This window comes from Streptomyces sp. NPDC002742 (assembly GCF_042888885.1).
GTDB lineage: Bacteria > Actinomycetota > Actinomycetes > Streptomycetales > Streptomycetaceae > Streptomyces.
Map to the genome: position 1 here is coordinate 113,781 of NZ_JBIAQF010000026.1, position 25,427 is coordinate 139,207.

Genomic DNA, 25,427 nt, shown 5'->3' on the forward strand with positions numbered 1-25,427 from the left:
GAACCCACTGTCGGTGCCCGATTCTCTGGGAGGCCTGGCGGACCGATAGGTTTTCGGGGAAGGCGCCTGTATTGCAGGGGTTTCAGTCCGCTAACGAAAGGGTGATCCGTTGAGCCGCTCGGTTCTCGTCACCGGAGGCAACCGGGGCATCGGCCTCGCCATCGCCCGCGCATTCGCCGACGCAGGCGACAAGGTCGCGATCACGTACCGGTCCGGTGAGCCGCCGGCCGCCCTGGCGGAATTGGGGTGCCTGGCGGTCAAGTGCGACATCACCGACAGCGAGCAGGTGGAGCAGGCCTACAAGGAGATCGAGGCCGAGCACGGCCCGGTCGAGGTCCTGATCGCCAACGCCGGTGTCACCAAGGACCAGCTGCTCATGCGGATGTCCGAGGAGGATTTCACCTCGGTCATCGACACGAACCTCACCGGCGCCTTCCGCGTGGTCAAGCGCGCCAACCGCGGCATGCTGCGCGCCAAGAAGGGCCGCGTCGTGCTGATCTCGTCGGTCGTCGGGCTGCTCGGCTCGGCGGGACAGGCGAACTACGCCGCGTCGAAGGCCGCCCTGGTCGGCTTCGCTCGTTCGCTCGCCCGGGAGCTCGGCTCGCGCAACCTCACCTTCAACGTCGTCGCGCCCGGCTTCGTCGACACCGACATGACGAAGTCGCTCACCGAGGAGCAGCGCGCGAACATCGTGTCGCAGGTGCCGCTCGGCCGTTACGCGCAGCCCGAGGAGATCGCCGCGACGGTGCGGTTCCTCGCCTCGGACGACGCCTCGTACATCACTGGAGCCGTCATCCCGGTTGACGGCGGACTGGGAATGGGTCACTGATCACCATGAGCGGAATTCTCGAGGGCAAGCGCGTCCTGATCACCGGTGTGCTGATGGAGTCCTCCATCGCCTTCCACACCGCCAAGCTGGCCCAGGAGCAGGGGGCCGAGATCATCCTGACCGCCTTCCCGCGGCCCACGCTGACCGAGCGCATCGCCAGGAAACTGCCGAAGCCCACCAAGGTCATCGAGCTCGACGTCACCAACGAGGAGCACCTCGGACGTCTCGCCGACATCGTCGGCGAGGAGCTGGGCGGCCTCGACGGCGTCGTGCACTCCATCGGCTTCGCGCCGCAGGACGCCCTCGGCGGCAACTTCCTGAACACGCCGTTCGAGTCGGTCGCCACGGCCATGCACGTCTCGGCGTTCTCCCTGAAGTCGCTGACCATGGCCTGCCTGCCGCTGATGCAGAGCGGCGGCTCCGTCGTCGGCCTCACCTTCGACGCGCAGTACGCCTGGCCGCAGTACGACTGGATGGGCCCGGCCAAGGCCGCCCTGGAGGCCACCAGCCGCTACATGGCGCGCGACCTGGGCAAGCAGAACATCCGCTGCAACCTCATCTCGGCGGGTCCGATCGGCTCCATGGCCGCCAAGTCCATTCCGGGCTTCGGCGAGCTCGCCTCGGTGTGGGACACCCGCGCGCCCCTGGAGTGGGACCTCAAGGACCCGGAGCCGGCCGGCAAGGGCGTCGTCGCCCTGCTGAGCGACTGGTTCCCGAAGACCACGGGCGAGATCATCCACGTGGACGGCGGTCTGCACGCCATCGGCGCGTAAACGCTTACGCCCCGTATCGACGCCCCGTATCGACGCCCCGTATCGACGCCCCGTTTCCCGCAACGCGCGGGGAGCGGGGCGTCGCCCGTTCGGCCCATTCGGCCGGGCGGCCCGGAGCCCCTGCCCCGCACGCTGGGAGAACGCACCGCCCCGCAGCCGTACGGCCGAGGAGGTCCCCTTGTGCGCCTGTCCCGCCGCTTTGCCCCGGTGTTCGCCGCTGTCGCTCTGGTGATGGCCGTACCGTACGAAGCGATGCCCCAGCCGCGCTCGGAGGGTGCGAACGCGGGGCCCCGGACGCCCGCCGCGCCCCAGCCGTTCGGCGCCGAGTGCCGGACCACCGTCACCGGTTCCCATGTCGTCGCGTACTGCCACAACCCCTATGTGGGCACCGACCGCGTCAGTCTGCACGTCGAGTGCGCCCGCTGGTGGGACATCGACAGCGACAGCGCCCCGGTCGACGTCGGACCCGCGATGACGGTCCGGCTCACCGGCCGCTGCTGGAAGGAGATCCGCACGGTCTGGATCACCCACGGGACATGATGTCCGGCGCGCTCGGCCGCCGGTGCCCGCGCCTACGGGCCGTGACGTCCGGCCGCCCGGGTCCGGCGCCCGCGCCTGCGAGCCGCCCCGGTCCGTGACCGCGCCTGACGGTCGTGCCGTCCGGCCCTCCCGGCGGCCGGGTGGGTGCCCGCGCCTACCCCTGGCCCCCCGGCCGTCCGGGCCTGCACTGGAACGGATAGCTCGCGGCCTCCGCGGCCGCCGCCTCGGCGTCGCCCGTCCGGATCGCGTCGACGAGCCGGGCGTGGTCCATGTACGTCTCCGGCGTCAGCTCCTTGCCGACGTCCTCGCGCAGCCAGTCGCGCAGAACCTCGCCCAGATCCGCGTACATCGCCGTCATGACGTCGTTGCGGGACGCGGCCACCACCGCCAGATGGAAGGTCGCGTCGGCGGCCACGAAGGCCTCCGCGTCGCCCGACTCCCAGGCCTCCTCCCGGCGTACCAGGAGAGCGTCCAGCTGCTTGAGATCGCGCTCGGTGCGCCGCTCGGCGGCCAGCCGGGCGGCGCTCGACTCCAGCGTGGAACGCAGTTCCGCGATGTGCCGAGGGTCGGCGTCCGCGAACCGCCGGTGCATCACGCCCGCCAGCTCGCTGGTCGCCACGACATAGGTTCCCGAGCCCTGCCGGATGTCCAGCAGCCCGTTGTGGGCGAGCGCCCGGACGGCCTCGCGCACGGTGTTGCGGGCGACGCCGAGCTGGTCGACGAGCTCCGGCTCGGTCGGGATACGCGAGCCCACCGGCCACTCGCCCGAGGTGATCTGGTTCCGCAGCTCGGCGATGACCTGCTCGGACAGGGCCGAACGGCGGGGATGGCTCAGCGGCATGACGGTCCTTCGTACGGGCCCGGGTGTGATCGTTCGCGCGGGGCCGGAGGCTCCGGAGATTAACGCAGCGGGATTGGACAGCCAATCATCCCATGATTCTATGATGAGGGCATGGCCACCGAGGAGACCCGGACGACTACGACGTCCCCAGCGATACGCCGCTCCACCGAGAGCACGGCACCCGAAACGCCCGCCACGCGCGCGTGGACGACGCGGCTCGTGGTCGCCGGCATCGTCCTCGCCGCACTCAACCTGCGCCCGGCCATCACCAGCCTCGGCGCCCTCCTCGAAGAGGTACGCGGCGGCCTCGGGATGAGCGGCGGCGTCGCCGGACTGCTCACCTCCGTACCGCCCCTGTGCTTCGCCGTCTTCGGCGTGACGGCACCACGGCTCGCCCGCCGCTTCGGGCCCGCCGCCGTCGTCTGCGCGGGCATGGTCGCCATCACGACGGGCCTGGCCGTGCGCCCCTACATCGGGGGCACGGCCGGCTTCCTGGCCGCCAGCGCGCTGGCGCTCATGGGCATCGCCGTCAGCAACGTCCTGATGCCGGTGATCGTCAAGCGCTGGTTCCCCGACAGGGTCGGCTCCATGACGGGCCTGTACTCGATGGCCCTCGCGCTCGGCACCTCGGCCGCCGCCGCTGTGACCGTCCCCATGACCGACGCCCTGGGAGGCGACTGGCGGTCCGGGCTCGTGGTGTGGGCGGGCCTCGCTGCGGCGGCCGTCGTCCCGTGGATTCTGCTGGCACGCGCGCGGGGCGCCGATTCTCCGGCCGGTGACCGTGGGCCTGCCGGCGCGGCCCGTGCCGGTGATCGTGAGTCGGCCGCGTCCGACGCGGCCCGCACAGGTGCCCGTGGGTCCGTGGCGTCCGGCACCGGTCGTATCCGCGATCCGGCGCCTGCCGCGGCCACCGCGGCCCGCACCGGTGATCTCGGGCCCGCCGGTCCCGTCGTCACCCGGCACGAGCCCGGCGGGCCGCGCATCACCCGCAGCCGTACGGCCTGGGCGCTCGCGGTCTTCTTCGGCCTCCAGGCCACCGCCGCCTACATCACGATGGGCTGGATGCCACAGATCTTCCGCGACGCGGGCGTCGCCGCGGGCACCGCCGGACTGCTCCTCGCCGTCACCATGGTGATGGGCGTGCCGCTGGCCTTCGTCATCCCGCGCCTCGCCACCCGTCTGCCCCACCAGGGGCCGATCGTGGTCGCCCTCGGCCTCTGCGGCCTCGCCGGTTACGCGGGCCTCTATCTGGCCCCGGCGGCGGGTGCCTGGGCCTGGGCCCTGCTGCTCGGCATCTCCAACTGCGCCTTTCCGCTGGCCCTCACCATGGTCGGCCTGCGGGCCCGGACCGGCGCCGGTGTCGCCCAGCTGTCGGCGTTCGCCCAGAGCACCGGCTATCTGCTCTCGATCCCGGGCCCGCTGCTCGTGGGCGTGCTCTACCAGCACAGCGGCGGCTGGGGCCTGCCGCTCGCGATGATGGCCGGGCTGATGGTCCCGCAGATCGGCGTCGGCATCCTGGCAGGCCGCAACCGCACGGTGGAGGACGAGGCCGCCGCCTGACCCGGTTCCGGGAGACGGGCCCCGGCGGCGGCGGAGCGGACCAGGAGTGCGAGACTGGCGCCATGCCTGTGCTCGACCCGAACCCCCAGAACGGCCAGAAGAAGCTGCTGCTCGTGCTCGGCGCGATGCTGGCCATCACCGTGATCATCGGCGTCATCGCGTCCGTCGCGTCACGCTGAACGACAGAGCCCCCGGCCGCGGTGCCCGCCGGCCGCCGCCGCACCGGTGCCGTGGTGCCGGTGACGCCGCCCCTCGCACGCCTCCGGGTGACGGGCGCTCCCCGACGCCGACCCGCCTGCGGGTCCGGGGGTAGGGGTAACCCCCCGTCCCCTAGGGGGTGGGTGTCAGGGTCAAGTGGGTGGATCACCGGATGGGCCGAGGACCGCGGAGTCCGTAACTTCGAGTTGTGACCGCGAGACGCGGCCCAGGGAACACCCGAAGACCCACGGAGGCGGCATGTCGGCCCATACGCACACCCGGCCCCACCCGGCGACCACGGGCCGCGTGGACATCCGACTGCCCTGGTGGGCCCTCGCCCTGCCCACGCTCGCCTTCGTCACCCTGCTGCTCATGATCCTCAACCCGGCGGACGCGCACGCCGCGGGCAGCGACCCGGCGATCACCCACATGTTCGAGCGCTTCCAGCAGACGGTCCTGCACAACGCTCCGTGACACGCGGAAGCGTCGCCCGCCGCCGCGGACCCGGGTGTCCCTCACCCCACCGTTCGACCGTCGGCGACCCACTCCACGGCGGCACCCTGGCAACCCGTGCCACCCCGGCAGGCAATGCCCTCCGAAAGCCTCTCTGCCGCAGCTCCCGCCCTCGCCACAGCCCCGCCGCCGATCAGGGCCGGCCCGTTCCGACCGCCTTGATCGAGCCATCCCGCATCCCGCACAGGCGGACGCCGTCCGCAACCCGGGGAGACCGTTCGCCCCTTCAAAGGGCACGGCATCACCCCTGACGGGGCAGGGCATCACCCCCGTCGGAGGACCGCATCAACTCCCTGCGCCCCATGGCATGTTTCGTGCGAAGCTGGGACGCATGAGCGTCGCAGAACCCCGCAGGATCGTCCTCTTCCGGCATGCGAAAGCCGACTGGCCGCAGATGTCCGACCACGAGCGGCCGCTCGCCGACCGGGGCCGCATGGACGCCGCCGTCGCCGGACGCAGGCTGGCCGACACCGGCATCCCCCTGGACCTGGCCCTGTGCTCCACCGCGATCCGGACCCGCGAGACGTGGAAGCATGCCGTCCAGGAGCTCCCGCACCGGCCGAAAACGGTCTATGAGGAGCGGCTCTACGAAGCCTCACCGGGCGAGCTGATCGCCGTGCTCAACGAAACCCCGGACGACGCGCACAACGTGATCCTCATCGGTCACAACCCGGGCGTGCACGGCCTCGCCGAGGTCCTGGCGGGCCGGGCCGAGGGTGACACCCGTACGCGTATGGATGCCCACGGTTTCCACACCGCCGCCTTCGCGGTCATCTCCTTCGACGGCCCCTGGAAGTCCCTGGAGCCCGGATCGGGCGCCCTGACCGACTACTGGGCTCCGACGGAGTGAACCCGCCCCTGCGACGGACGGGGCCCGGCACCGCGACGGTGCCGGGACCCGCGTCGTAGGACCTCACTCAGTGAGCGTTGTCGTCCTCGTGCATGTCCGCGGCCTCGACCTCTTCGCGGGTGACGCCCAGCAGATACAGGACCGTGTCGAGGAACGGGAAGTTCACCGCGGTGTGCGCGGCCTGGCGTACGACGGGCTTGGCGTTGAACGCGACCCCGAGGCCGGCGGCGTTGAGCATGTCGAGGTCGTTGGCGCCGTCGCCGATCGCCACGGTCTGGGCCAGCGGAACCCCGGCCTCGGAGGCGAACCGGCGCAGCAGCCGCGCCTTGCCCGCCCGGTCCACGATCTCCCCGGTGACCCGGCCGGTCAGTTTCCCGTCGACGATCTCCAGCGTGTTGGCCTGGGCGAAGTCGAGCCCGAGCCGCTCCTTCAGGTCGTCGGTCACCTGCGTGAACCCGCCTGAGACGACACCGACTTGGAAGCCGAGCCGCTTCAGCGTACGGATCAGGGTGCGCGCGCCCGGCGTCAGCCGAACCTCCTCGCGCACCTTCTGCACGACCGACGCGTCCAGCCCCTTGAGGAGCGCCACGCGCGCGTGCAGGGACTCCTCGAAGTCCAGCTCGCCCCGCATCGCGGCCGCGGTGACCCCGGCGACCTCGTCCTCGCACCCGGCGTGCGCGGCGAAGAGCTCGATCACCTCGTCCTGGATGAGGGTGGAGTCCACATCCATCACGACAAGACGCTGGGCCCGGCGGTGCAGGCCCGCGGCCACCACGGCGATGTCCACCCCGAGTGCCGAGGCCTCGGTCACCAGCGCGGTGCGCAGTGCCTCGGTCTCCGTACCGGACACGGCGAACTCGACCGCCGTCACCGGGTACTTGGCCAGCCGGAAGATACGGTCGATGTTGCCGCCGGTCTTCGTGATGCGCGCGGCGATGGCGGCGGTCGACTCCGCGGTGAGGGGGTGCCCGAGCACCGTGACCAGCGAACGTCCGGATCCGCGCGGGCGGTTGTCACCGAGGCCGGAGATGATCTCCGCCTGCATCTTCATCGATTCCGCCCAGCTGTGGACGGTGGCCCGCAGATCACCTTCGAGGCCGGCGGGCGGCTCGGTCACGAGCGCGCACAGCACGATCCGCCCCCGGGTGACGACCTGCTCGATGTCGACCACGTCGACGGAGTAGGCGGCGAGGGTGTCGAAGAGTCCGGCGGTGATGCCCGGCCGGTCCTTGCCGAAGATCTTGACAAGAAGAGTGGGCACATCAGAGGTCTGCGAAGCGCTCATGGTGTTCCCACCGTATCCGGCACCCAGTGCCTTCCGCCCGCCCGGTCCGCCCAGCGGACACGGAACACTGGGTGACACCCGAACGGCGCACGGGTGACGAACGGGCCACCCCCGCCGCGCGCGTGCGTCCACCACTTCCCACGACAAGTCCCCGCACCCACCGGATTGCCCGCATCCCGGGTGCTGCGGGCCCGCAACCCGGCATTTCGCCCCTCCGCCCTTGCCCTTCCCGCCCCGGGGCTCCGCCCGGACCCCGGCTCCTCAAGCGCCGGAGGGGCTGAAATTCTCCCTGGGCTCCGCCCCGGACCTCGCTTCTCGAAGCGCCGGAGGGGCTGAATCTCGACGCCGCGGCCGAAGAACGCGCGGAACGGGCGACGCCCCATGCCCCCACGCACCCGCGCTCCTCAACGCCGGGGCCTGCGCGGAGGAGGCGGCGGTCCCTCGTCCGGCTTGGGCGGAACGGGCGGCGGAGGCGGCGGCGGTGGTGGCCCGTCCTGCCTACGCCTCGGTGGGCGCCCGATCGGCCCCACCACGGTGGGCGCCCCGTACATGTCACCAGGCGCCGCCCGTGAACCCCTCGGCGCCGGCGCCCGATCCTCCGGCTCCCGCAATTCGTCCGGCACCTTCAGGTACGGATTGGTGTCGGGGTTGGGCGCCCGGTACGACCCCCGGGGCCGGTACGGTCCCGCACTCCCGCCGTCACCGGCACCCGCACCCGCGCCAACGCTGCCAAGCTCCCCAGGCCGCCCAGGAACCCCGGACCCCCCACTCCCCAAGTCACCCCGTGCCAGCTCCGAAGCCCTCCGCCCCGCGGCCCCGCTCGCACAGGCCAGCAACGCCCCCACGGCACCGGCGCCCGCCCCCCAGAGGGCGCCCAGCAGCAACGCCGGTCCCAGTCGCCCGTGCAATTCGATCCCCGCCCCGAAGGCGTCGAATCCGAGCACGGACAGGGAGGCGTCCACCGACACCTCCGTCAGCCACGCGAGCAGCGGCAGCGCCAGCGCCGTCACGACCCCGAGCCGAAGTGCGCAGTGCCCGGCGAACCGCAGGGCACTGTCGCCTCGTACATCCGAGGCACCCCCCGCTCGCGCGACGGCGCCATGCCCCGCCCGTACAAATGGCGTACGCGCAGCCGTCAGGACACCCGCGTACAGCGTCATGAGGACGACAGCGACCCCCAACAGCCATACACGTCCGTCGAGTTCGGCGAGCCGCCCGAGTGTGAGGGGCCGGGACGCGTCGACGGTCAGCAGCCTGTCGAGGGGGTCGGGGAGCAGTTTGGCGAGTTCGCCGGTGGCCTTGCCGTCCCAGGGGACGAAGAGCCCGAGGGGGATCCCGAGCCACACGCCGTTGGGCGCGCCGAGCAGTGCCGCTCCCGCGATCCGCTTCGGGTGGGCGTCGCCGATCGCCGCGTACGCCGCCGCCGCGAGCCCGGCCAGTACGGCGACGAGCAGGACGGCGACGAGCGAGGAGGCGGCCGGCCGCACCACGCGGTGCACGGCGTCCCAGCCGCGCGGCAACGGCGTACGCCGGGAGGCCAGCAGAGCGATCAGCAGGACACCGGCGGCCCACGCGGCCCCGCCGAGCAGCGTCGGCGCGGTGTCGACGGAGAAGCCCACGGCCGCCTTCGCCTTCACGAGGTCACCGACCCTGCCGGGCAGCAGGCCGCCCAGGTCTCCGAGTCCGCCCGGGAGTTTGTCGGTGATGTCGCCGAGCCCGCCGCCACCGCCCGTGACCTTGTCCAGCCCGAGCTTGCCGCCGTCGATCGTGATGACGTCGTGGCCGGCCCAGGCGAGCCCGCCCAGTGTCGCCACGAACAGGACGATCACCGAGCCCGCCCGCGCCAGGAGTTCGGCGGGAGCGATGACAACTCCGGCCCCGCGCAAGGACCGTAGGAAGAACCACGACATCAGCAGGGCGCCGACCAGCCCGACGCCCAGCGGGGTGATCTGGATGGCGGACTGCGCCTCCGCTCCCTTCAGCCCGAAGGCTGAGACGTTGCCGGACGGCGTCACCGCACCGCCCGCCCCGAGCGCCACCACCGCGGCGGTCATGGGGCCGAGCGAGGCGGCCGCGTCCGCCCCGAGCAGGTGCAGACCGAGCGCGGCTGTGCCCGCCATGCCGATCAACGCCCAGCTCACGGAGGCGATCGCGGACAACAGCACATCCCCCCACGGCACGCTCCTGGTGTTCCCGCCGTGGTGCATGGTCCCGATGCTCATCGCCAGACCCCCCGATCCGCGCCGCGGTGATCCCCGCGAATGTCCCCCTCGCGTGGGATTACCACTCTCCGGGCCGGTTTCAACCCCGTCAACGGAAACGGGCAACCCGCCCGTAGCCATCCTTCACAAGGCCCGACTTTCGGTCAGGGGGCCTGTACTGAAATAGTTCCCCACGATGTTCGACATCCCTAGACTCCCTGTGATGGGGGTAGCTCGGGGGACAACTCAGTGGGGCTGGAGTGCCGGAACTCGTACTGGAATTGAATGGACGGACCTGGACGCTCGACGCGTCCAGGCCGCACACCCTCGGACGTGATCCGCAGGGGGACATCGTGCTCGATGACGCCAGGGTCTCCTGGCGTCACGCCACGATCAGCTGGAACGGCCGTAGTTGGGTCATCGACGACCACGGGAGCACCAACGGCACGTTCGTACAGGGGCAGCGGATCCACCAGTTGGAGATCGGGCCCGGTTCGGCCGTTCACCTCGGCAACGCGACCGACGGACCGCGGCTGAGCGTGTCCGGTGCCGCGGCCCCGGTGGCGCAGCCGTTCGCGGCGCAGGGCGCGGGCCCCGGCTGGGCCCAGCAGCCGACGCCGCAGGCGCCGGAGCCGGCCTCGCAGCAACCGCAGCAGGCGGCGGGCATTCCGCAGCAGCAGGGACCCGGTGGTGGCGCGGGGGCGCCGCCGGTCTACGGCGACCGCAGCCCGACGACGTTCCACCAGTTCTCGCTCGGCCGCGTGATGCGCATAGGCCGTGCGCTGGAGAACGAACTGGTGGTCTCCGACCTCCAGGTCTCGCGCCACCACGCCGAGTTCCACGCGACGCCCGACGGCCGCTTCGAGATCCGCGATCTCGGCTCGCACAACGGCACGTACGTCAACGGTATGCCGATCACCAAGGGCGGCTCCGCGCTGCTCGGCCCGAACGACATCGTCGGTGTCGGCCACTCGACGTTCCGTCTGGTCGGAGACCGGCTCGAGGAGTTCGTCGACACCGGTGAGGTCTCCTTCTCGGCCCGCCACCTGACCGTCACGGTCGACGGCGGCAAGCAGATCCTCAAGGACGTCTCCTTCGGCGTACCCGAGAAGTCGCTCGTCGCGGTCATCGGCCCGTCGGGATCCGGCAAGTCGACGCTCCTGAAGGCGCTCACGGGCTACCGCCCCGCCAACCAGGGTGACGTCCTCTACGACAACCGGAACCTGTACAAGCAGTTCGCCGAGCTGCGTCAGCGCATCGGTCTGGTTCCGCAGGACGACATCCTGCACAAGGAGCTGACCGTCAAGAAGGCTCTCAAGTACGCGGCCAAGCTGCGCTTCCCCGCCGACACCACGGGCGAGGAGCGCGAGGCGCGCATCGACGAGGTGCTGCGCGAGCTGAAGCTGGACATCCACAAGGAGAAGAAGGTCACCTCCCTCTCCGGTGGCCAGCGCAAGCGCGTCTCGGTGGCTCTGGAGCTGCTCACCAAGCCGTCGCTGATCTTCCTGGACGAGCCGACCTCCGGTCTCGACCCGGGCATGGACCGCGATGTCATGCAGCTGTTGCGCGGCCTCGCCGACGACGGCCGTACGGTCCTCGTCGTCACGCACTCGGTGGCGGAGCTCGCGATCTGCGACAAGCTCCTCGTCATGGCGCCCGGCGGCTCCGTCGCCTACTTCGGTCCGCCGGAGGAGGCGCTGAACTTCTTCGGCTACGAGACCTGGGCCGACGTCTTCTCCTCGTTCGAGAACTACCGCGACTACGACTGGGCGGGCCGCTGGAAGGGCTCGCAGCACTACCAGATGTACGCCGCCGACATCGACGCGGTGGCCCCGCAGTCGACGCAGATGCCGCCCGCGCAGGCGATGAAGCCGCCGAAGCCGCAGAGCTGGGGCTCCCAGCTGATGACGCTGATCCGCCGCTACACCTCGGTGATCGCGTCGGACAAGGGCTTCCTGGCACTGACGGTGATCCTGCCGGCGGTCCTCGGCTCGGTCAGCCTGCTCATCGACAACGGCAAGACGCTGCTGGTCAACGACAAGGTGCTGCCCTCGGGGGCCCATGTCGCCAACGGCACGGCCACGACCGTGCTCCTGATCCTCGCGGTCGGCGCGTGTTTCGCGGGCGCCGCCAACTCGGTCCGTGAGCTGATCAAGGAACGGGTGATCTACGAGCGGGAGCGTGCGACGGGCCTGTCGCGTTCGGCGTACCTGATGTCCAAGGTGATCGTCCTCGGGGTGATCACCCTGCTGCAGGGCGCTCTGGTCGGTGCCATCGGCTTCGGCAGCCGTGAGGTGCCGGCGAAGGGGCTGATCCTCAAGAGCCTGCCCAAGGTCGAGCTCACGCTGCCGATCATGGCTCTGGGCTTCGTGTCGATGATGTTCGGCCTGATCATCTCCTCGCTGGTGAAGACCGCCGAGAAGACCATGCCGCTCCTGGTCATGTTCGCGATCGTCCAGGTCGTCTTCACCGGCTGTCTGTTCATCCTGAACGGCACGGTGGGTGTCAACCAGTTCTCGTACCTGATGCCGGCCCGCTGGGCGGTGGCGGCCTCCGGGGCCACGCTGGACCTGAACAACATCTTCCCGAACCAGGACGACCCGACGAGCACGGACCCGCTGTGGAACCACACGGCCGGGGCCTGGACCCTGGACATGATCGCGCTGATCGTCCTCGGTGCCGTCTGCGGCTTCTTCGTGGCCCGCTTCCTGCGCCGCCACGAGCCCGAGGTCATGCGCAAGTAGACGCCCGGGAACGACGCGAGGGCGGCACCCCGGACCGGGGTGCCGCCCTTCGGCGTCTGTGTGGGAACTCCGCGCTGAGTCCTCAGTACGCGCTGTTCACGTTGTCCATGGAACCGTACTTGTCGGCCGCGTAGTTGGCGGCGGCGGTGATGTTGGCGACCGGGTTGTAGATGTCCCACGAGGTGCCGGCCACGTGGTACGCCTTGAACGTCGGCGGGATGACCTGCAGCAGGCCCTTCGACGGGATGCCGTTGATGGCGTTGATGTCCCAGTCGTTGATGGCCATCGGGTTGCCCGAGGACTCACGCATGATGTTCTTGTGCAGCCCGTGGTAGGTGCCGGGGATGCCCTTGGCCTTCATGATGTCGAGGGACTCGCGGATCCAGCCGTCGAGGTTGTTCGCGTACGTCTTCGCGGCGACCGTCTCGAGCTTGATGCGCTGCGTGGAGCGGCTCGCGACGGCGGCCTCGGTGCGCGCCGCGGCGGCCTGCTTCTTCGCGGCGTTCTTCTTCGCGGCGGCCTGCTTCTTCGCGGCGTTCTTCTTCGCGGCGGCCTGCTCGGCGGCCTTCTTCTTGGCGGCCACCGCGTGGGCGGCGTTCTTCTTGGCGGCCACCGCGTGGGCGGCCTTCTTCTTCGCCGCGGCCGCGGAGTCGGTCGCGGCCTTCTGCTTCGCCGCGATGGCCTGCGCCTTCAGGTCGGCGCCGGCCAGCGGGCCGGTGACGACGGCCTTGACGTCCTTGATCTGGTGCTCGCTGTAGGCGACCTGTGCCGTGGGGGCGGCGGCGTCGTCCGTGGTGGTGTGGGAGTTGTCCGGCACCAGGGAGAACGCGAGGGCGGCGGCACCGAGGGTGGCCACACCGGCGATCGAAAGCTTGTGGAGCTTGGTCAGCGTCGGACGATGACCAGGAGTGTTGATGTTCTTGGGCATGACTGATGGACCTCTTCGAATAGCGCGGAGGTCGCTCTTCGTCCCGGCGGGGGACTGTGTTTTTCCGGAACAAACGCCGTGGTGCGAAACCCGCGGCGCTGAGCGACAACGCAATTCTTAGCGGTCGCAAAATGCTGTGGCAAAGGTGTGACCTACGAAGTCGGATAGTGGACACAGAAGGAGCAAATCGGGGCAGACTGGCACGTCTCCGCTGGTCATCTTGTCCCTTTTATCTCCTATGCTCCTTCGTACGTGACCTGGACCCTATGCGCGGGCTCACATGGGCCCCAGGTCATTCTGACCGGCAGTTGCGGGAGCAATGCTAAGAGTGAGGGCCCTCCTCCGGGAGGATCAGGTGCACGTCCCCGAACTCGTGCCAGAGGTAGCGCATACGCAGCGCCTCGTCGTACCCGCGGCCGATCGCCGCTCTCCCCGCGATCGCCTCCAGCATCAGCAGATGCGAGGCCTGTGGCTCGTGCAGCCCGGTCAGCAGCCCGTCGACGGCCCGCACCCCGCGTTCCGGCGTCACCACGAGGCCGGTCCAGCCCCTCGCCGCCCGGACCAGCCCGTCCGCGCCGGTCGCGGACTCGACGGCCCGTACGGCCGTCGTACCGACCGCGACGATCCGGCCCCCGCCGGCCCGCGCCGAGTTGATCAGCCGCGCCGACACCGCCGACACCTCGTAGCGCTCCGGATAGGGCGGCTCGTGCGCCTCCGCCGACGCGACCCCCGTGTGCAGCGTGACCGGTGCGAACTGCACGCCCCGGCTCACCAGCTCCGCCACCAGCCGCGCGGTGAAGGGGCGCGCGGCGCTCGGCATCTCCGCACTCCCCGCGCCGTCGCCGGACGGCAGCGCGAACACCGTCTGGTACACGGACAGCGGCTGGTCCCGTGCCGTATAGGAGTAGCGAATGGGCCGCCCGTGCCGCCGCAGCAGTCCCCATACGTCCGTGTCGGGCACCCGCCCCCACCACAGCCGCTCACCGCGCGCGCTCAGCGGCTCCTCCAGGTGGAGGCGTACGTCCCCGGGCAGGCACACCACCGTTCCCGCGGGGCCGCCCGCACGCGCACGCGTGGTCCCCCTTCCGTCGGGATCCCGCAGTTCGACCGCCCACCGCCCGTCATCGCCGCGCGTGGAGAAGTGCACCACCACGCGCGCGTGGCCGATCCGTCCGTCCACGGCCGCCGCCAGGGTGGCCGAGGTGTTGACGATCAGCAGGTCCCCGGCCCGCAGCTGCCGGGGCAGCTCCGCGAACGCGTGATGCGACACCTCGGTACCGCGGGACACCAGCAGCCGTACGGAATCCCGGTCGCGGCCGGGACCCCGCTGCTCCGCGGGCACCCGCGCCGACAACTCCTCCGGAAGCCTTGCCCACTCCCGGCCGCGCCCGACCGGAGGAACCCCCATCGCCGTCGTCACCGCTCCTCCAGCAGGGCCGGAGCCGTGTAGCGCCCACTGGCGGGCCGCTCGTCGAGCAGGCGCAGAAAGGCCGGAACCACACTGTCCGGCGCCGGCCGCGGACCGTCGTCGTCCGGTACGGCCGCCGCATAGAGGTCCGTGCCCATGTCCCCGGGGTCCACCGCCCACACCCGCAGGCCGGGCTCCTCCTCCCCGAGGACCGCCGAGAGATGGTCGAGAGCGGCCTTCGAGGCTCCGTAACCGCCCCACGTCTCGTACGCCTCCGCCGCCGCGTCCGAGCTGACGGCGACGACCGCGCCCGCCCCGGCCGCCCTCAGCAGCGGCAGCGCCTCCTGGATCAGACCCAAGGCGGCCACCACATTGACTTCCAGAGCCTGCCGCAGCCCGTCCAGGCCCAGCTCCTCCAGACGCACCAGCGGCTCGGCGCCCAGCGCGCTCGCGTTGTTCACGAGCAGGTCGACACCGCCCAGCTTCCCCGCCGCCGCCACCAGCGCGGCGCGGTGACCGGCGTCCGTCACGTCCCCGGGCAGGGCCTCCACCCGCGTTCCGTACGCGGACAGCGCTCCCGCGGTCTCCTCCAGCACCCCGGCCGTCCTGGCGTCGAGCACCAGATCCCAGCCGCGTTCCGCCAGAGCCGCGCCGAGCGCCTTCCCCAGCCCCTTCGAGGCCCCCGTGATGATCGCTACCGGCATGACATCCGTCCCCTCGCTCCGACCGCCTTCCCGGCGGGTGCCCTCACCGTAGGAACCGGGGCCGCCCGGCCGCCTCGTGCGCGGGCCGCAATGATCAGGGGCCCTTCGTCCTAGGCCCAATGGCCCGGCGGGCGCCCGCACACGTCCGATACGCGCTGTCACACCGCGCCGGTAGTTTGGGGTCATGAGTCACGGACCCCGGTCGGGCCTGTACGCGGTGAGCTCCGCGCTGCTGGCCATGAGCAGGCACCTCGAAGTGCGCGACGTCCTCAAGACGATCGTCGCCTCGGCCCGCGAGCTGCTCGACGCGCAGTACGCGGCGCTCGGCGTGCCCGACGACCACGGCGGCTTCGCCCAGTTCGTCGTCGACGGGGTCAGCGACGCGCAGTGGAAAGCCATCGGACCGCTCCCGCGCCAGCACGGCATCCTCGCCGCGATGCTGCGCGAGGCCCGACCCGAGCGCCTCGCCGACGTCCGCAAGGACCCCCGCTTCGAGGGCTGGCCCGAGGCCCACCCCGACATGTCCGACTTCCTGGGCCTGCCCATCCGCGACGGCGACGAGATCATCGGCGCGCTCTTCCTCGCGAACAAGCTGCGCCCCGCGGGGGGACCACCGTGCCCCGAGCCGGACGGCCGCTGCGGCTTCACCGAGGACGACGAGGAACTCCTCACGATCCTCGCCCAGCACGCGGCGATCGCCCTGACCAACGCCCGGCTCTACGAACGCAGCCGCGAGCTCACGATCGCCGAGGAGCGCTCCCGGCTCGCGCACGAACTGCACGACGCCGTCAGCCAGAAGCTGTTCTCCCTGCGCCTGACCGCGCAGGCCGCCGCCGCCCTCGTCGACCGCGACCCCTCCCGCGCCAAGGGCGAACTGCAGCACGTGGCCGCGCTCGCCGCCGAGGCGACCGAGGAACTGCGCGCCGCCGTCATCGAACTGCGCCCCGCCGCCCTCGACGAGGACGGCCTGGTGGCCACCCTGCGCACCCAGATCCAGGTCCTCGACCGCGCCCACTCCGCGCGCGTGACCTTCGCCAGCCACGGTGTACGAGCGCTGCCCGCCTCCCAGGAGGAGGCCATGCTGAGGGTCTCCCAGGAGGCCCTGCACAACGCGTTGCGGCACTCCGGCGCCACCCGTGTCGACGTCACCCTGGACAGGCACGGCCCCGGCGCCGTCCTGCACGTCACCGACGACGGCAGCGGCTTCGACCCCACCGCGATACGCAGAGCCGGCCGCCATCTCGGCCTGGTGTCGATGCGGGACCGGGCCAGCGGGGTCGGCGGCACACTCACCGTGGAATCGGCGCCCGGAAAGGGCACCGTGATCGAAATGGAGGTCCCTGGTGGCTGACGCAATCAAGGTGCTGCTCGTCGACGACCACCAGGTCGTCCGCCGGGGACTGCGCACCTTCCTCGAAGTGCAGGACGACATCGAGGTCGTCGGAGAGGCGTCCGACGGGGCCGAAGGCGTCGACCGCGCCGAGGAGTTGAAGCCGGACGTCGTCCTGATGGACGTCAAGATGCCGGGGATGGACGGTGTCGACGCGCTGCGCAAGCTCCGCGAACTCGCCAACCCCGCGCGCGTGCTGATCGTCACCAGCTTCACCGAGCAGCGCACGGTGGTGCCGGCCCTGCGCGCGGGCGCCGCCGGCTACGTCTACAAGGACGTGGACCCCGACGCGCTGGCCGGAGCCATCCGCTCGGTCCACGCGGGGCACGTCGTCCTCCAAGCCGAGGTCGCGAGCGCCCTGTTGTCCCAGGAGGAGGTCAACTCAGGCCAGGGGAGAAGTGGTTCACTCACCGAGCGGGAGCGCGAGGTGCTCGGCCTGATCGCGGACGGCCGCTCCAACCGCGAGATCGCCCGCGCCCTCGTCCTCTCCGAGAAGACGGTGAAGACGCACGTTTCGAACATCCTGATGAAACTCGACCTCGCCGACCGCACCCAGGCCGCGCTCTGGGCCGTACGCCACGGGATCGCGGACTGATCGTCAGGGGCCGCTGACCAGAGGAACCGTGCCCCGGCGCACTCCCTCGGCACGCGGGCGGGACGGTGCCATCGCGTCCCAACTCGGAGGGTTCCGCTCCGGGATGAGATTCATACCGTCGTGTGTATGTCACCCGGATGGCGCATCCTCCGTGAGGCCCGGCCGTTCTCCAGTGCGCCGCGGTGGTCTGCCGCGGTGTTCGCGAGGAGGGGTTTCGCAAGTGAAGAACCTGAAGAAGTTCACGGCCGTCGCGATGGTGGCGGGCGGCCTGGTCGCCGCCGGTGCGGGCATGGCCTCGGCGACGGACGGCGCGTCGGCGGGCGGCAACGCCGTGGGCTCCCCGGGCATCGTCTCCGGCAACCTCGTCCAGGCCCCCGTCGACGTCCCGGTGAACGTGGTCGGCGACAGCGTGAACGTCGTCGGCGCACTGAACCCGGCCTTCGGCAACCTGGGCCTCAACCGCTGAGGTTCCCCACCGGAACCACCACGACCACCGGCCTTCCAGGGAGTCCCTGGGGGCCGGTCGGCTTGTCGGCTCATCGGCTGACTGAACCGGACGGGGCATTCGGTACGGCCGTCCCGTGTCGTCCCGGACTCCCCGGCGTTGCTCAGCGTACGACCCGCGGCAGGGTCGGATCCGTGAACGCAGGAGGAACGCTTCCCATGAACATCGCCAAGAAGGCCGCCCTGGCCGTCACCGTCGCCGGAATCGCCGCGGGCGCCTGTGCCGGTGCGGCTGTCGCCGACGCGGGCGCCGAGGGCGCTGCCGTGAAGTCGCCGGGCGTCGGCTCGGGCAACGTCGCCCAGGTCCCGGTCCACATCCCCGTGAACGTGGTCGGGAACAGCGTGAACGTCATCGGCGCGCTGAACCCGGCCTTCGGCAACGCGGGCGTCAACGGCTGAGCGACCACCGGCCACAAGGGCCCCGCGAACGGAAACGTTTCGCGGGGCCCTTCCCATGAACCACCGACCCGGGGCCCCGGGCGCACGCGGTCCGCCGGCAAGCACCACGCGAGCCGCCCGACCCTTCCGCCGCCGGCGGACGGAGCCCGCCCGGCACACAAACGGGGGCAGGGCGTCTGAGCCCCCAAGAGCCGAGGCCTCCCAAGAACCGAGGCGACCGGAAACCGAGGTCGCACGGAGTCCGCCACACCCCGCACCGAGATCCATGCAGGCCCCGGCGTGGCGAGCGGGCCGGGCAGCCCCGGTGCTCGTGCGTCCGGGGAACCGCCGATCCGCGCAGACCCCGAGCGAGCAGGGCACCCCAGGCTCGTGCGCGTGCACGTACGCGGGGCACTCCAAGTGCCTGTGCGCCTGGACGACCCCGGACACTCAAGGCACCCGGGTTCCGCGCCGAGCGGCGCTCAGCGCACCCCGCGCTCGCGTCCCTCCACGAAGGCGTTGTACGCGGCCACCTGCGCCCGCCGGGCCGTCCGCTCCACCGGCCGCAGGGCCTCGGCCCGAGCGGCGATCTCCGAGGCGCTCACCGCGCCGCCGTGCCCGCTCTCGTACGCCACGGAAATCAGCGTCCCGACCCGTTGCGCCAGTTCCAGGACGCGTACCGCGCGAGGCGGGTACCCGGGGGCCAGTACCTCCCGCCCCCGCTCGGCCCGCGCCCGGTACGCCTCGATCGCCGCCGCCGCGACCGGCCCAGACCCCGCCACGTCCAGCCGTGACAGCACCTCCGTCGCGTCGCGGAGCGCCTCCGCCAGCTCCCGCTCGGCCTCACCGAGCGAGGGCACATCGGCGGGCGGCGCCTCGCGTACGGGGAGGCAGCGCCAGACGACCTCGACATGCACATCACCGGCCGGCCCCGCCTCGGACACCTCGGGCACGAGTCCCAGCGCCGCGCCGTGACAGACCACGGCCTCCTCGGCGTCGAGGGCGCGCGCGTTGAACGCGGGCGGTCCGCTGAGTCCGAGCGGATGCCCCGGCGCGGGCAGCGCGACCCGCAGCCCGGCCACCCCGAGCGTGCGCAGCCGGCCGAGGCCGAGCGTGAGCCCGACGGGCCCCGACTCGCCGGGCAGCCCCTCGACCCGGTGCACGGCGTCGTCCCCGACGATGGCGAGCACGGCGTCGTCCGGTGAAACAAGTCCGGCCAATAGGGCATTTCCCCATGCCGCCAGTTGTCCTGAGCGTGGTTCCGAGAGCATGCCCCCACCCTAAGGACCGGCCGATGGATCGGTGCGGCCGACCGGTGGCGTAGGTTTTCCCTGGGGGCTTCGTCCACAGACGTAAGCGACGGCCGAGACTGCAATGGGAGACAACGCGCTCATGAGCGATGTACTGGAGCTGGTGGACGTATCCGTGGTCCGCGAGGGCCGGGCTCTGGTGGACCAGGTCTCCTGGTCGGTCAAGGAGGGGGAGCGCTGGGTCATCCTCGGCCCCAACGGCGCCGGGAAGACGACCCTCCTGAACGTCGCCTCCAGCTACCTCTTCCCCAGCGCGGGCACCGCCACGATCCTCGGTGAGACCCTCGGCCAGGTCGACGTCTTCGAGCTGCGCCCGCGCATCGGCATCGCCGGTATCGCGATGGCCGAGAAGCTCCCCAAGCGCCAGACCGTCCTGCAGACGGTCCTCACCGCCGCGTACGGCATGACCGCCGGGTGGCACGAGGACTACGAGGACATCGACGAGCGGCGCGCCCGCGCCTTCCTCGACCGCCTCGGCATGAGCGACTACCTGGAGCGCAGGTTCGGCACGCTCTCCGAGGGCGAGCGCAAGCGCACCCTGATCGCCCGCGCGCTGATGACCGACCCCGAGCTGCTGCTCCTCGACGAGCCCGCCGCCGGCCTCGACCTCGGCGGCCGCGAGGACCTCGTGCGCCGCCTCGGCCGGCTCGCCCGCGACCCGATCGCCCCCTCCATGATCATGGTCACGCACCACGTCGAGGAGATCGCCCCCGGCTTCACCCACGTCCTGATGATCCGTCAGGGCAAGGTGCTCGCCGCCGGCCCGCTGGAACTGGAACTCACCTCGCGCAACCTCTCCCTCTGCTTCGGCCTCCCGCTCGTCGTCGAACAGGTCGGCGAACGCTGGACCGCGCAAGGCCTTCCGATGGCCTGAACCGTCCCGGCGGGCGGACGCGCACCCGTCACCCGGCGTACCCGACTTGATCACGCGCTCTGTCCGCCGGGGGACCGCGGTCCTACCATGACGACGTGAACGACATCAACGCATGGGTGTGGTGGCTGGTCGGGGCGGCCGGACTCGGTATCCCGCTCGTGGTGACCGCCATGCCGGAGTTCGGCATGCTCTCCGTGGGCGCGGTCGCCGCGGCGGTCGCGGCGGGCCTCGGCGGCGGCGTCGTCCTCCAAGTGCTCGTCTTCGTGGCCGTGTCGGTCGCGCTCATCGCCGTCGTGCGCCCCATCGCCGCCCGGCACAGCGCCCAGCGCCCCCAACTCGCCACCGGCATAGAAGCGTTGAAGGGCAAGCAGGCCATCGTCCTGGAGCGCGTGGACAGTTCGGGTGGCGGCCGCATCAAGCTCGGCGGAGAGATCTGGTCGGCGCGCGCCCTCGACGCCGGACAGGCCTACGAGGTGGGCCAGGAAGTGGATGTCGTGGACATCGACGGAGCCACGGCGATCGTCATGTGACCTCGCACAACGCAAGTGAACCGAACGCCCCACGTGGCAGGCGACGTTCTGTCACACTCGTCCAGCAAGATCTTCAACACCCATGAGATCTTTCGGAATTACCGAGTGGAGAAGGGTACGGGGAGCATCGATGGAACCGATCATCATCGTCCTGATCATTCTGGTGGTGTTGGTCTTCATCGCCCTGATCAAGACCATCCAGGTCATCCCACAGGCCAGCGCCGCCATCGTCGAGCGCTTCGGCCGCTACACGCGGACACTGAACGCCGGACTGAACATCGTCGTCCCGTTCATAGACTCGATCCGCAACCGCATCGACCTGCGTGAACAGGTCGTCCCGTTCCCTCCGCAACCGGTGATCACCCAGGACAACCTGGTCGTCAACATCGACACCGTCATCTACTACCAGGTCACCGACGCGCGAGCCGCGACGTACGAGGTCGCCAGCTACATCCAGGCGATCGAGCAGCTCACCGTCACCACGCTCCGCAACATCATCGGCGGCATGGACCTGGAGCGGACCCTGACCTCCCGTGAGGAGATCAACGCGGCCCTGCGCGGCGTCCTCGACGAGGCCACCGGCAAGTGGGGCATCCGCGTCAACCGCGTCGAGCTGAAGGCGATCGAACCGCCCACCTCCATCCAGGACTCGATGGAGAAGCAGATGCGCGCCGACCGCGACAAGCGCGCCGCGATCCTCACCGCGGAAGGCATCCGGCAGTCGCAGATCCTCACCGCCGAGGGCGAGAAGCAGTCCGCGATCCTGCGCGCCGAGGGTGAGGCCAAGGCCGCGGCCCTGCGTGCCGAGGGTGAGGCCCAGGCCGTCCGCACGGTTTTCGAGGCCATCCACGCCGGAGACCCGGACCAGAAGCTCCTCTCCTACCAGTACCTCCAGATGCTCCCGAAGATCGCCGAGGGCGACGCCAACAAGCTCTGGATCGTGCCCAGCGAGATCGGCGACGCCCTCAAGGGCCTCAGCGGCGCCATGGGCAACTTCGGCAACCTGGGCGGGGGTTCGGGCTCGGGCAACCGGGGATCCTCCTCGGACTCCGGCGGCGGCCACGAACGCCGTGAGAAGCCGTCCATCACGGACTGATGCCGTACACGGACTGACGCTGTACGACGATGGGGCCACCTCCCGCGGGAGGTGGCCCCATCGTCGTACAGCCGTCGTACGGGCTACGCGGCCGGCTGAGCCAGCCACTCCGGCAGCGCGTCGAAGTCGTCCCGGCCGAGCGTCAGCAGCATGGCGTCCGCGGGTGTCGGCTCGAACGGCTGCCGCAGCAACGGCATCTGGGCCTGCTCCGGCGTACGGTCCGCCTTGCGCTGATTGTCCTCGGCGCAGGACGCCACCGTATTCAGCCACGAGTCCTGACCGCCCTGGGCACGCGGGACCACGTGGTCCACGGTCGTGGCCCGGCGGCCGCAGTAGGCGCACCTGTGCCGGTCGCGTACCAGCACACCCCGCCTCGACCACGGCGCTTGTCTTCGGAACGGCACCCGGACGTAGCGGCAGAGCCGGATCACCCGGGGCACGGGTATGTCCAACGCCGCTCCGCGCATGCGCAGTTCGGGGTGGGCCTGCTCGACGACGGCCTTGTCCTGCAGCACCAGAACGACGGCTCGGTTCAACGTCACCGTCGACAGCGGCTCAAAGCTCGCGTTCAGTACCAGCGTGTCCCGCATCCAGCCCACCTCCTCCTGCGCACCGGCCCACCTGCGGCGGGCTGGGATCAACTCTGGCCGGGCACGCCGAGATGGACAACGCAATAAAAAATGCCCGCCCCTGATCACTTCCATGACCAGAGGCGGGCAAACGTTCGGTGAACGTCAGTCTGCGGCGGGAGCGGCGTACTCACCGATCAACTGGGCGCGCGCCAGCGTGTGGAACCGCAGATTGAAGCCCACCACGGCGGGCGACACCTCCGCGTCGGGACCGAGCTTCTCCTGATCCACGGCGTACACCGTGAAGACGTACCGGTGCGCGGGATCCCCGGCCGGCGGCGCGGCGCCACCGAAGTCCCTGGAGCCGTAGTCGTTGCGCACCTGGACCGCGCCGTCGGGCAGACCCTCGAACTTGCCGCTGCCCGCGCCCGTCGGCAGCTCCGTCACCGAGGCGGGGATGTCGAACACCACCCAGTGCCAGAACCCGCTCCCCGTCGGGGCGTCCGGATCGAAGCACGTCACGGCGAAGCTCTTGGTCTCCGGCGGGAAGTACTCCCAGCTCAGCTGCGGCGAGGTGTTCCCTGCCGCGTAGACCTGCGCGTCCTTCAGCACCGCACCCGCCTCGAAATCCTCGCTGGCGACCGCGAACACCGGTACCGGCGGATGGAAGTCGTGGGGAAGCGGCGGCCTCTTGAGCTCGGTCACGTCAGTACCTCCTGAACGGCGGAATCTCTGCTCCGAGCGTATGACCTGTCCTGCCGATCACGACGGAGGACGGCGACGGTGCCCGGTCCTAGAACCAGCTGCGCTTGCTGCCGACCTCCGACAGCCAGTGGTTCAGGTATCCGGCCCAGTCCGTGCCCTGGAAGTCGTGCAGACCCACCTCGAAGGAGCGGAACGAGTCGCTGCCCTCGCTGAAGAGGCCCGGCTTCTTGTCCATCTCCAGGATGACGTCCATCGCGCGGTCGTCCGAGACGAAACTCAGCTCGACCTGGTTCAGCCCGCGGTACTGCGAGGGCGGGTAGAACTCGATCTCCTGGTAGAACGGCAGCCGCTGACGCGTGTTCCGGATGTGGCCGCGCTCCATGTCCGCGTTCTTGAAGCGGAAGCCCAGCTGGATGAAGGCGTCGAGAATCGCCTGCTGCGCCGGCATCGGGTGCACGTTGATCGGGTCGAGGTCACCCGAGTCGATGGCGCGGGCGATCTCCAGCTCGGTGGTCACACCGATGTGCATCCCGCGCAGGCTCTGTCCGTCGATCATGGTGATCGGCGTCTCCCACGGAATCTCCAGCCCGAACGGGACCGTGTGCACGGCACCAGCCTGCAGCTGGAAGGCCCCGCCGAGCCGCAGCTTGGTGAACTCGATGTCCTGCTTGTACTCCTGGTCGTCGTGGCCCTCGACCTCGACCTTGGCCTGCAGGCCGACCGACAGACCCTCGATCGACTGGTCGACCGAGCCACCCTGGATCCGCACCTCGCCCTGGACGACGCCGCCCGGAACGGTGTTGGCCTCGGTCAGCACCGTCTCGACCGAAGCCCCACCGGCCCCCAAGCTCGCAAGCAGCCGCTTGAACCCCATGTCGTCACTTCCTCCCCAGGCAACGCCTGTTTCGTCCTCTGCCTGTATGGATCCCTTGATCCCTACAAACGCGATCCGGCCCCGACCGGTTCCGCGCCCTCACCCTTACAAGGGAGAAGGCCTCTGACCACCCCGCCGACAAGCACCCGTCCGGACTGTTCCGAACACTGCGAGTCACTCCGAGCCCGTCCGGACTCCGCCTCGGCGGTCAGGACCGAGGGACTACGGGAGGGACTACGCTCGTACGCCATGATCGCGGCCCCTGACCGTACGCCCCTGACACGGGACTTCTTCGACCGCCCTGTACTGGACGTCGCCCCCGACCTGCTGGGACGCCTCCTCGTCCGCGTCACCCCGGACGGTCCGATCGAACTGCGCCTCACCGAGGTCGAGGCCTACGACGGTCCGAACGACCCCGGCTCGCACGCCTACCGCGGCCGCACGGCCCGTAACGGCGTGATGTTCGGCCCGCCCGGTCATGTGTACGTCTACTTCACCTACGGCATGTGGCACTGCATGAACCTGGTGTGCGGTCCGGAGGGCAGACCCAGTGGAGTCCTGCTCCGGGCCGGCGAAGTCGTCGAGGGCGCGGACCTCGCCCGTAAACGTCGACTCTCGGCCCGATACGACAAGGAACTGGCCAAAGGGCCGGCACGCCTCGCGACGGCACTGGGGGTGGACCGGTCACTCGACGGAGCGGACGCCTGCGGCCCCGAGGGCTCTCCCCTGACCCTGCTCAGTGGTAGCCCCGTCCGCTCCGACCTGGTGCGCAACGGTCCACGCACCGGAGTCTCCGGCGACGGAGGCGTTCACCCCTGGCGCTTTTGGGTCGCTGACGACCCGACGGTGAGCCCTTATCGCGCGCATGCGCCCCGCCGCCGCTCAACTTGACGCGCCCCTGGGGGATCCGTAATGTAGCCCGAGCCGCTTGAACCGGTTACGGCGTTCAGCCAGCAGCCGAGAGCGGCCAACCCACTACCTACGACTTCCCTCCAGCGGGGGCTTATTCGGCGTGCCTGCATGCCTGAATTCGAACTCGCGGAACTCGATTATGAGTCGCTGAGGGAATCGGCTAACGTAGTGAATGTCGAAAGGCCGCCAAACGCGAAAGCGCTGAAAGGCCGGAAGACAAGCCCGCTGACTGGGAGTCAGGTCCGAAAGGTTCTGATAGAGTCGGACTCGCCGGAAAGGGAAACGCGGAAGCGGGAACCTGGAAAGCACCGAGGAA

At 70.6% G+C, this 25,427-nt stretch carries 27 protein-coding genes; 17 read left to right on the forward strand and 10 right to left on the reverse strand.

The genetic code is table 11. The annotated features are described in order from the left end of the window. Positions 1-109: 109 nt before the first annotated feature. The 3 genes from fabG (at position 110) to ACFYW8_RS35200 (ending at position 2,142) form a co-directional block, all read left to right on the forward strand. On the forward strand, positions 110-829 hold the full coding sequence (gene fabG, locus ACFYW8_RS35190) for a 3-oxoacyl-[acyl-carrier-protein] reductase (RefSeq protein WP_365877555.1): 720 nt from the start codon (positions 110-112) through the stop codon (positions 827-829). Positions 830-834: 5 nt separating this feature from the next. Beyond that, positions 835-1,602 (forward strand): enoyl-ACP reductase FabI, encoded by a 768-nt coding sequence (gene fabI, locus ACFYW8_RS35195; protein ID WP_365877553.1) that lies wholly within the window; start codon positions 835-837, stop codon positions 1,600-1,602. Between the two features lie 180 nt (positions 1,603-1,782). Beyond that, entirely contained in the window at positions 1,783-2,142 is a 360-nt protein-coding gene (locus tag ACFYW8_RS35200) for a hypothetical protein (protein WP_389087846.1), read from the forward strand. 154 nt (positions 2,143-2,296) lie between these two features. Here the strand turns inward: ACFYW8_RS35200 and ACFYW8_RS35205 are convergent, their stop codons facing one another. Next, entirely contained in the window at positions 2,297-2,983 is a 687-nt protein-coding gene (locus ACFYW8_RS35205; protein WP_365877549.1) for a FadR/GntR family transcriptional regulator, read from the reverse strand. Positions 2,984-3,094: 111 nt separating this feature from the next. Between ACFYW8_RS35205 and ACFYW8_RS35210 the strand changes: the two genes are divergently transcribed. The 4 genes from ACFYW8_RS35210 to ACFYW8_RS35225 all read left to right on the forward strand — a co-directional run bounded on the left by ACFYW8_RS35210 (position 3,095) and on the right by ACFYW8_RS35225 (position 6,104). Then, the gene (locus tag ACFYW8_RS35210) at positions 3,095-4,543 is read left to right on the forward strand and encodes a CynX/NimT family MFS transporter (RefSeq protein ID WP_389087853.1); all 1,449 of its coding nucleotides are present in this window, start codon (positions 3,095-3,097) and stop codon (positions 4,541-4,543) included. A 62-nt stretch (positions 4,544-4,605) separates the two neighbouring features. Next, positions 4,606-4,722 (forward strand): SGM_5486 family transporter-associated protein, encoded by a 117-nt coding sequence (locus ACFYW8_RS35215; RefSeq protein ID WP_365877545.1) that lies wholly within the window; start codon positions 4,606-4,608, stop codon positions 4,720-4,722. 277 nt (positions 4,723-4,999) lie between these two features. Next, positions 5,000-5,215, forward strand: coding sequence for a hypothetical protein (locus ACFYW8_RS35220; protein ID WP_365877543.1), 216 nt, complete (start codon positions 5,000-5,002; stop codon positions 5,213-5,215). A gap of 370 nt (positions 5,216-5,585) precedes the next feature. Then, the gene (locus ACFYW8_RS35225; protein ID WP_365877541.1) at positions 5,586-6,104 is read left to right on the forward strand and encodes a histidine phosphatase family protein; all 519 of its coding nucleotides are present in this window, start codon (positions 5,586-5,588) and stop codon (positions 6,102-6,104) included. A gap of 67 nt (positions 6,105-6,171) precedes the next feature. On the opposite strand, the gene serB is transcribed toward ACFYW8_RS35225, so the two are convergent. Together serB and ACFYW8_RS35235 are read right to left on the reverse strand one after the other, a co-directional pair. Beyond that, positions 6,172-7,389, reverse strand: a complete 1,218-nt coding sequence (gene serB / locus ACFYW8_RS35230) for a phosphoserine phosphatase SerB (RefSeq protein WP_365877539.1) — start codon at positions 7,387-7,389, stop codon at positions 6,172-6,174. Between the two features lie 404 nt (positions 7,390-7,793). Continuing rightward, entirely contained in the window at positions 7,794-9,611 is a 1,818-nt protein-coding gene (locus ACFYW8_RS35235) for a streptophobe family protein (protein ID WP_389087866.1), read from the reverse strand. A gap of 239 nt (positions 9,612-9,850) precedes the next feature. Between ACFYW8_RS35235 and ACFYW8_RS35240 the strand changes: the two genes are divergently transcribed. Then, entirely contained in the window at positions 9,851-12,334 is a 2,484-nt protein-coding gene (locus tag ACFYW8_RS35240) for an FHA domain-containing protein (RefSeq protein ID WP_389087869.1), read from the forward strand. A gap of 82 nt (positions 12,335-12,416) precedes the next feature. Here the strand turns inward: ACFYW8_RS35240 and ACFYW8_RS35245 are convergent, their stop codons facing one another. The 3 genes from ACFYW8_RS35245 to ACFYW8_RS35255 all read right to left on the reverse strand — a co-directional run bounded on the left by ACFYW8_RS35245 (position 12,417) and on the right by ACFYW8_RS35255 (position 15,374). Beyond that, the gene (locus ACFYW8_RS35245; RefSeq protein ID WP_389087873.1) at positions 12,417-13,262 is read right to left on the reverse strand and encodes a transglycosylase SLT domain-containing protein; all 846 of its coding nucleotides are present in this window, start codon (positions 13,260-13,262) and stop codon (positions 12,417-12,419) included. 322 nt (positions 13,263-13,584) lie between these two features. Further along, the gene (locus ACFYW8_RS35250) at positions 13,585-14,670 is read right to left on the reverse strand and encodes an S-adenosylmethionine:tRNA ribosyltransferase-isomerase (RefSeq protein ID WP_389087878.1); all 1,086 of its coding nucleotides are present in this window, start codon (positions 14,668-14,670) and stop codon (positions 13,585-13,587) included. An 8-nt stretch (positions 14,671-14,678) separates the two neighbouring features. Next, a complete protein-coding gene (locus tag ACFYW8_RS35255) occupies positions 14,679-15,374 on the reverse strand; it encodes an SDR family NAD(P)-dependent oxidoreductase (RefSeq protein WP_389087881.1) in 696 nt (231 codons plus the stop codon). Positions 15,375-15,558: 184 nt separating this feature from the next. On the opposite strand from ACFYW8_RS35255, the gene ACFYW8_RS35260 reads away from it, so the two are divergent. The 4 genes from ACFYW8_RS35260 (at position 15,559) to ACFYW8_RS35275 (ending at position 18,262) form a co-directional block, all read left to right on the forward strand. Beyond that, positions 15,559-16,725 carry a GAF domain-containing sensor histidine kinase gene (locus tag ACFYW8_RS35260; protein WP_389087886.1) on the forward strand — a complete coding sequence of 389 codons (1,167 nt, stop codon included), beginning with the start codon at positions 15,559-15,561 and terminating at the stop codon, positions 16,723-16,725. Beyond that, complete coding sequence (locus ACFYW8_RS35265; protein ID WP_365877524.1) at positions 16,718-17,359, forward strand: response regulator transcription factor; 642 nt, start codon at positions 16,718-16,720, stop codon at positions 17,357-17,359. Before ACFYW8_RS35260 ends, ACFYW8_RS35265 begins: the two co-directional genes overlap by 8 nt. A gap of 220 nt (positions 17,360-17,579) precedes the next feature. Continuing rightward, positions 17,580-17,825, forward strand: coding sequence for a chaplin (locus ACFYW8_RS35270; RefSeq protein WP_389087892.1), 246 nt, complete (start codon positions 17,580-17,582; stop codon positions 17,823-17,825). A 197-nt stretch (positions 17,826-18,022) separates the two neighbouring features. Continuing rightward, a complete protein-coding gene (locus tag ACFYW8_RS35275; RefSeq protein WP_389087896.1) occupies positions 18,023-18,262 on the forward strand; it encodes a chaplin family protein in 240 nt (79 codons plus the stop codon). 461 nt (positions 18,263-18,723) lie between these two features. Here ACFYW8_RS35275 and ACFYW8_RS35280 read toward each other — a convergent pair whose 3' ends face one another. Then, entirely contained in the window at positions 18,724-19,512 is a 789-nt protein-coding gene (locus ACFYW8_RS35280) for a hypothetical protein (RefSeq protein WP_389087900.1), read from the reverse strand. 121 nt (positions 19,513-19,633) lie between these two features. Between ACFYW8_RS35280 and ACFYW8_RS35285 the strand changes: the two genes are divergently transcribed. From ACFYW8_RS35285 to ACFYW8_RS35295, 3 genes are all read left to right on the forward strand, one after another. Then, a complete protein-coding gene (locus tag ACFYW8_RS35285) occupies positions 19,634-20,425 on the forward strand; it encodes an ABC transporter ATP-binding protein (RefSeq protein ID WP_365877517.1) in 792 nt (263 codons plus the stop codon). Between the two features lie 95 nt (positions 20,426-20,520). After that, on the forward strand, positions 20,521-20,955 hold the full coding sequence (locus ACFYW8_RS35290) for an NfeD family protein (RefSeq protein WP_365877515.1): 435 nt from the start codon (positions 20,521-20,523) through the stop codon (positions 20,953-20,955). A gap of 130 nt (positions 20,956-21,085) precedes the next feature. Continuing rightward, entirely contained in the window at positions 21,086-22,051 is a 966-nt protein-coding gene (locus tag ACFYW8_RS35295; RefSeq protein WP_365877513.1) for an SPFH domain-containing protein, read from the forward strand. Between the two features lie 83 nt (positions 22,052-22,134). On the opposite strand, the gene ACFYW8_RS35300 is transcribed toward ACFYW8_RS35295, so the two are convergent. From ACFYW8_RS35300 to ACFYW8_RS35310, 3 genes are all read right to left on the reverse strand, one after another. Next, positions 22,135-22,641: an HNH endonuclease gene (locus ACFYW8_RS35300; protein WP_365877511.1), complete on the reverse strand. Its 507-nt coding sequence runs from the start codon at positions 22,639-22,641 to the stop codon at positions 22,135-22,137. Positions 22,642-22,785: 144 nt separating this feature from the next. Next, positions 22,786-23,325, reverse strand: a complete 540-nt coding sequence (locus ACFYW8_RS35305; protein WP_389087917.1) for a YbhB/YbcL family Raf kinase inhibitor-like protein — start codon at positions 23,323-23,325, stop codon at positions 22,786-22,788. 88 nt (positions 23,326-23,413) lie between these two features. After that, complete coding sequence (locus ACFYW8_RS35310) at positions 23,414-24,199, reverse strand: sporulation protein (protein ID WP_365877506.1); 786 nt, start codon at positions 24,197-24,199, stop codon at positions 23,414-23,416. A 249-nt stretch (positions 24,200-24,448) separates the two neighbouring features. On the opposite strand from ACFYW8_RS35310, the gene ACFYW8_RS35315 reads away from it, so the two are divergent. Beyond that, positions 24,449-25,090: a DNA-3-methyladenine glycosylase gene (locus ACFYW8_RS35315; protein WP_389087925.1), complete on the forward strand. Its 642-nt coding sequence runs from the start codon at positions 24,449-24,451 to the stop codon at positions 25,088-25,090. A 129-nt stretch (positions 25,091-25,219) separates the two neighbouring features. Next, positions 25,220-25,427: hypothetical protein (locus ACFYW8_RS35320; protein WP_389087930.1), on the forward strand; the 208-nt coding region annotated here is incomplete at its 3' end.

Coding starts and splice junctions, on each gene's coding strand:
- ACFYW8_RS35315 (WP_389087925.1), top strand. CDS start 24,449: ATGATCGCGGCCCCTGACCGTACGCCCCTGACACGGGACTTCTTCGAC.
- ACFYW8_RS35310 (WP_365877506.1), bottom strand. CDS start 24,199: ATGGGGTTCAAGCGGCTGCTTGCGAGCTTGGGGGCCGGTGGGGCTTCG.
- ACFYW8_RS35245 (WP_389087873.1), bottom strand. CDS start 13,262: ATGCCCAAGAACATCAACACTCCTGGTCATCGTCCGACGCTGACCAAG.
- ACFYW8_RS35205 (WP_365877549.1), bottom strand. CDS start 2,983: ATGCCGCTGAGCCATCCCCGCCGTTCGGCCCTGTCCGAGCAGGTCATC.
- ACFYW8_RS35250 (WP_389087878.1), bottom strand. CDS start 14,670: ATGGGGGTTCCTCCGGTCGGGCGCGGCCGGGAGTGGGCAAGGCTTCCG.
- ACFYW8_RS35215 (WP_365877545.1), top strand. CDS start 4,606: ATGCCTGTGCTCGACCCGAACCCCCAGAACGGCCAGAAGAAGCTGCTG.
- ACFYW8_RS35235 (WP_389087866.1), bottom strand. CDS start 9,611: ATGAGCATCGGGACCATGCACCACGGCGGGAACACCAGGAGCGTGCCG.
- ACFYW8_RS35220 (WP_365877543.1), top strand. CDS start 5,000: ATGTCGGCCCATACGCACACCCGGCCCCACCCGGCGACCACGGGCCGC.
- ACFYW8_RS35260 (WP_389087886.1), top strand. CDS start 15,559: ATGAGTCACGGACCCCGGTCGGGCCTGTACGCGGTGAGCTCCGCGCTG.
- ACFYW8_RS35300 (WP_365877511.1), bottom strand. CDS start 22,641: ATGCGGGACACGCTGGTACTGAACGCGAGCTTTGAGCCGCTGTCGACG.
- ACFYW8_RS35255 (WP_389087881.1), bottom strand. CDS start 15,374: ATGCCGGTAGCGATCATCACGGGGGCCTCGAAGGGGCTGGGGAAGGCG.
- ACFYW8_RS35225 (WP_365877541.1), top strand. CDS start 5,586: ATGAGCGTCGCAGAACCCCGCAGGATCGTCCTCTTCCGGCATGCGAAA.
- ACFYW8_RS35295 (WP_365877513.1), top strand. CDS start 21,086: ATGGAACCGATCATCATCGTCCTGATCATTCTGGTGGTGTTGGTCTTC.
- ACFYW8_RS35280 (WP_389087900.1), bottom strand. CDS start 19,512: ATGCTCTCGGAACCACGCTCAGGACAACTGGCGGCATGGGGAAATGCC.
- fabI (WP_365877553.1), top strand. CDS start 835: ATGAGCGGAATTCTCGAGGGCAAGCGCGTCCTGATCACCGGTGTGCTG.
- ACFYW8_RS35285 (WP_365877517.1), top strand. CDS start 19,634: ATGAGCGATGTACTGGAGCTGGTGGACGTATCCGTGGTCCGCGAGGGC.
- serB (WP_365877539.1), bottom strand. CDS start 7,389: ATGAGCGCTTCGCAGACCTCTGATGTGCCCACTCTTCTTGTCAAGATC.
- ACFYW8_RS35275 (WP_389087896.1), top strand. CDS start 18,023: ATGAACATCGCCAAGAAGGCCGCCCTGGCCGTCACCGTCGCCGGAATC.
- ACFYW8_RS35210 (WP_389087853.1), top strand. CDS start 3,095: ATGGCCACCGAGGAGACCCGGACGACTACGACGTCCCCAGCGATACGC.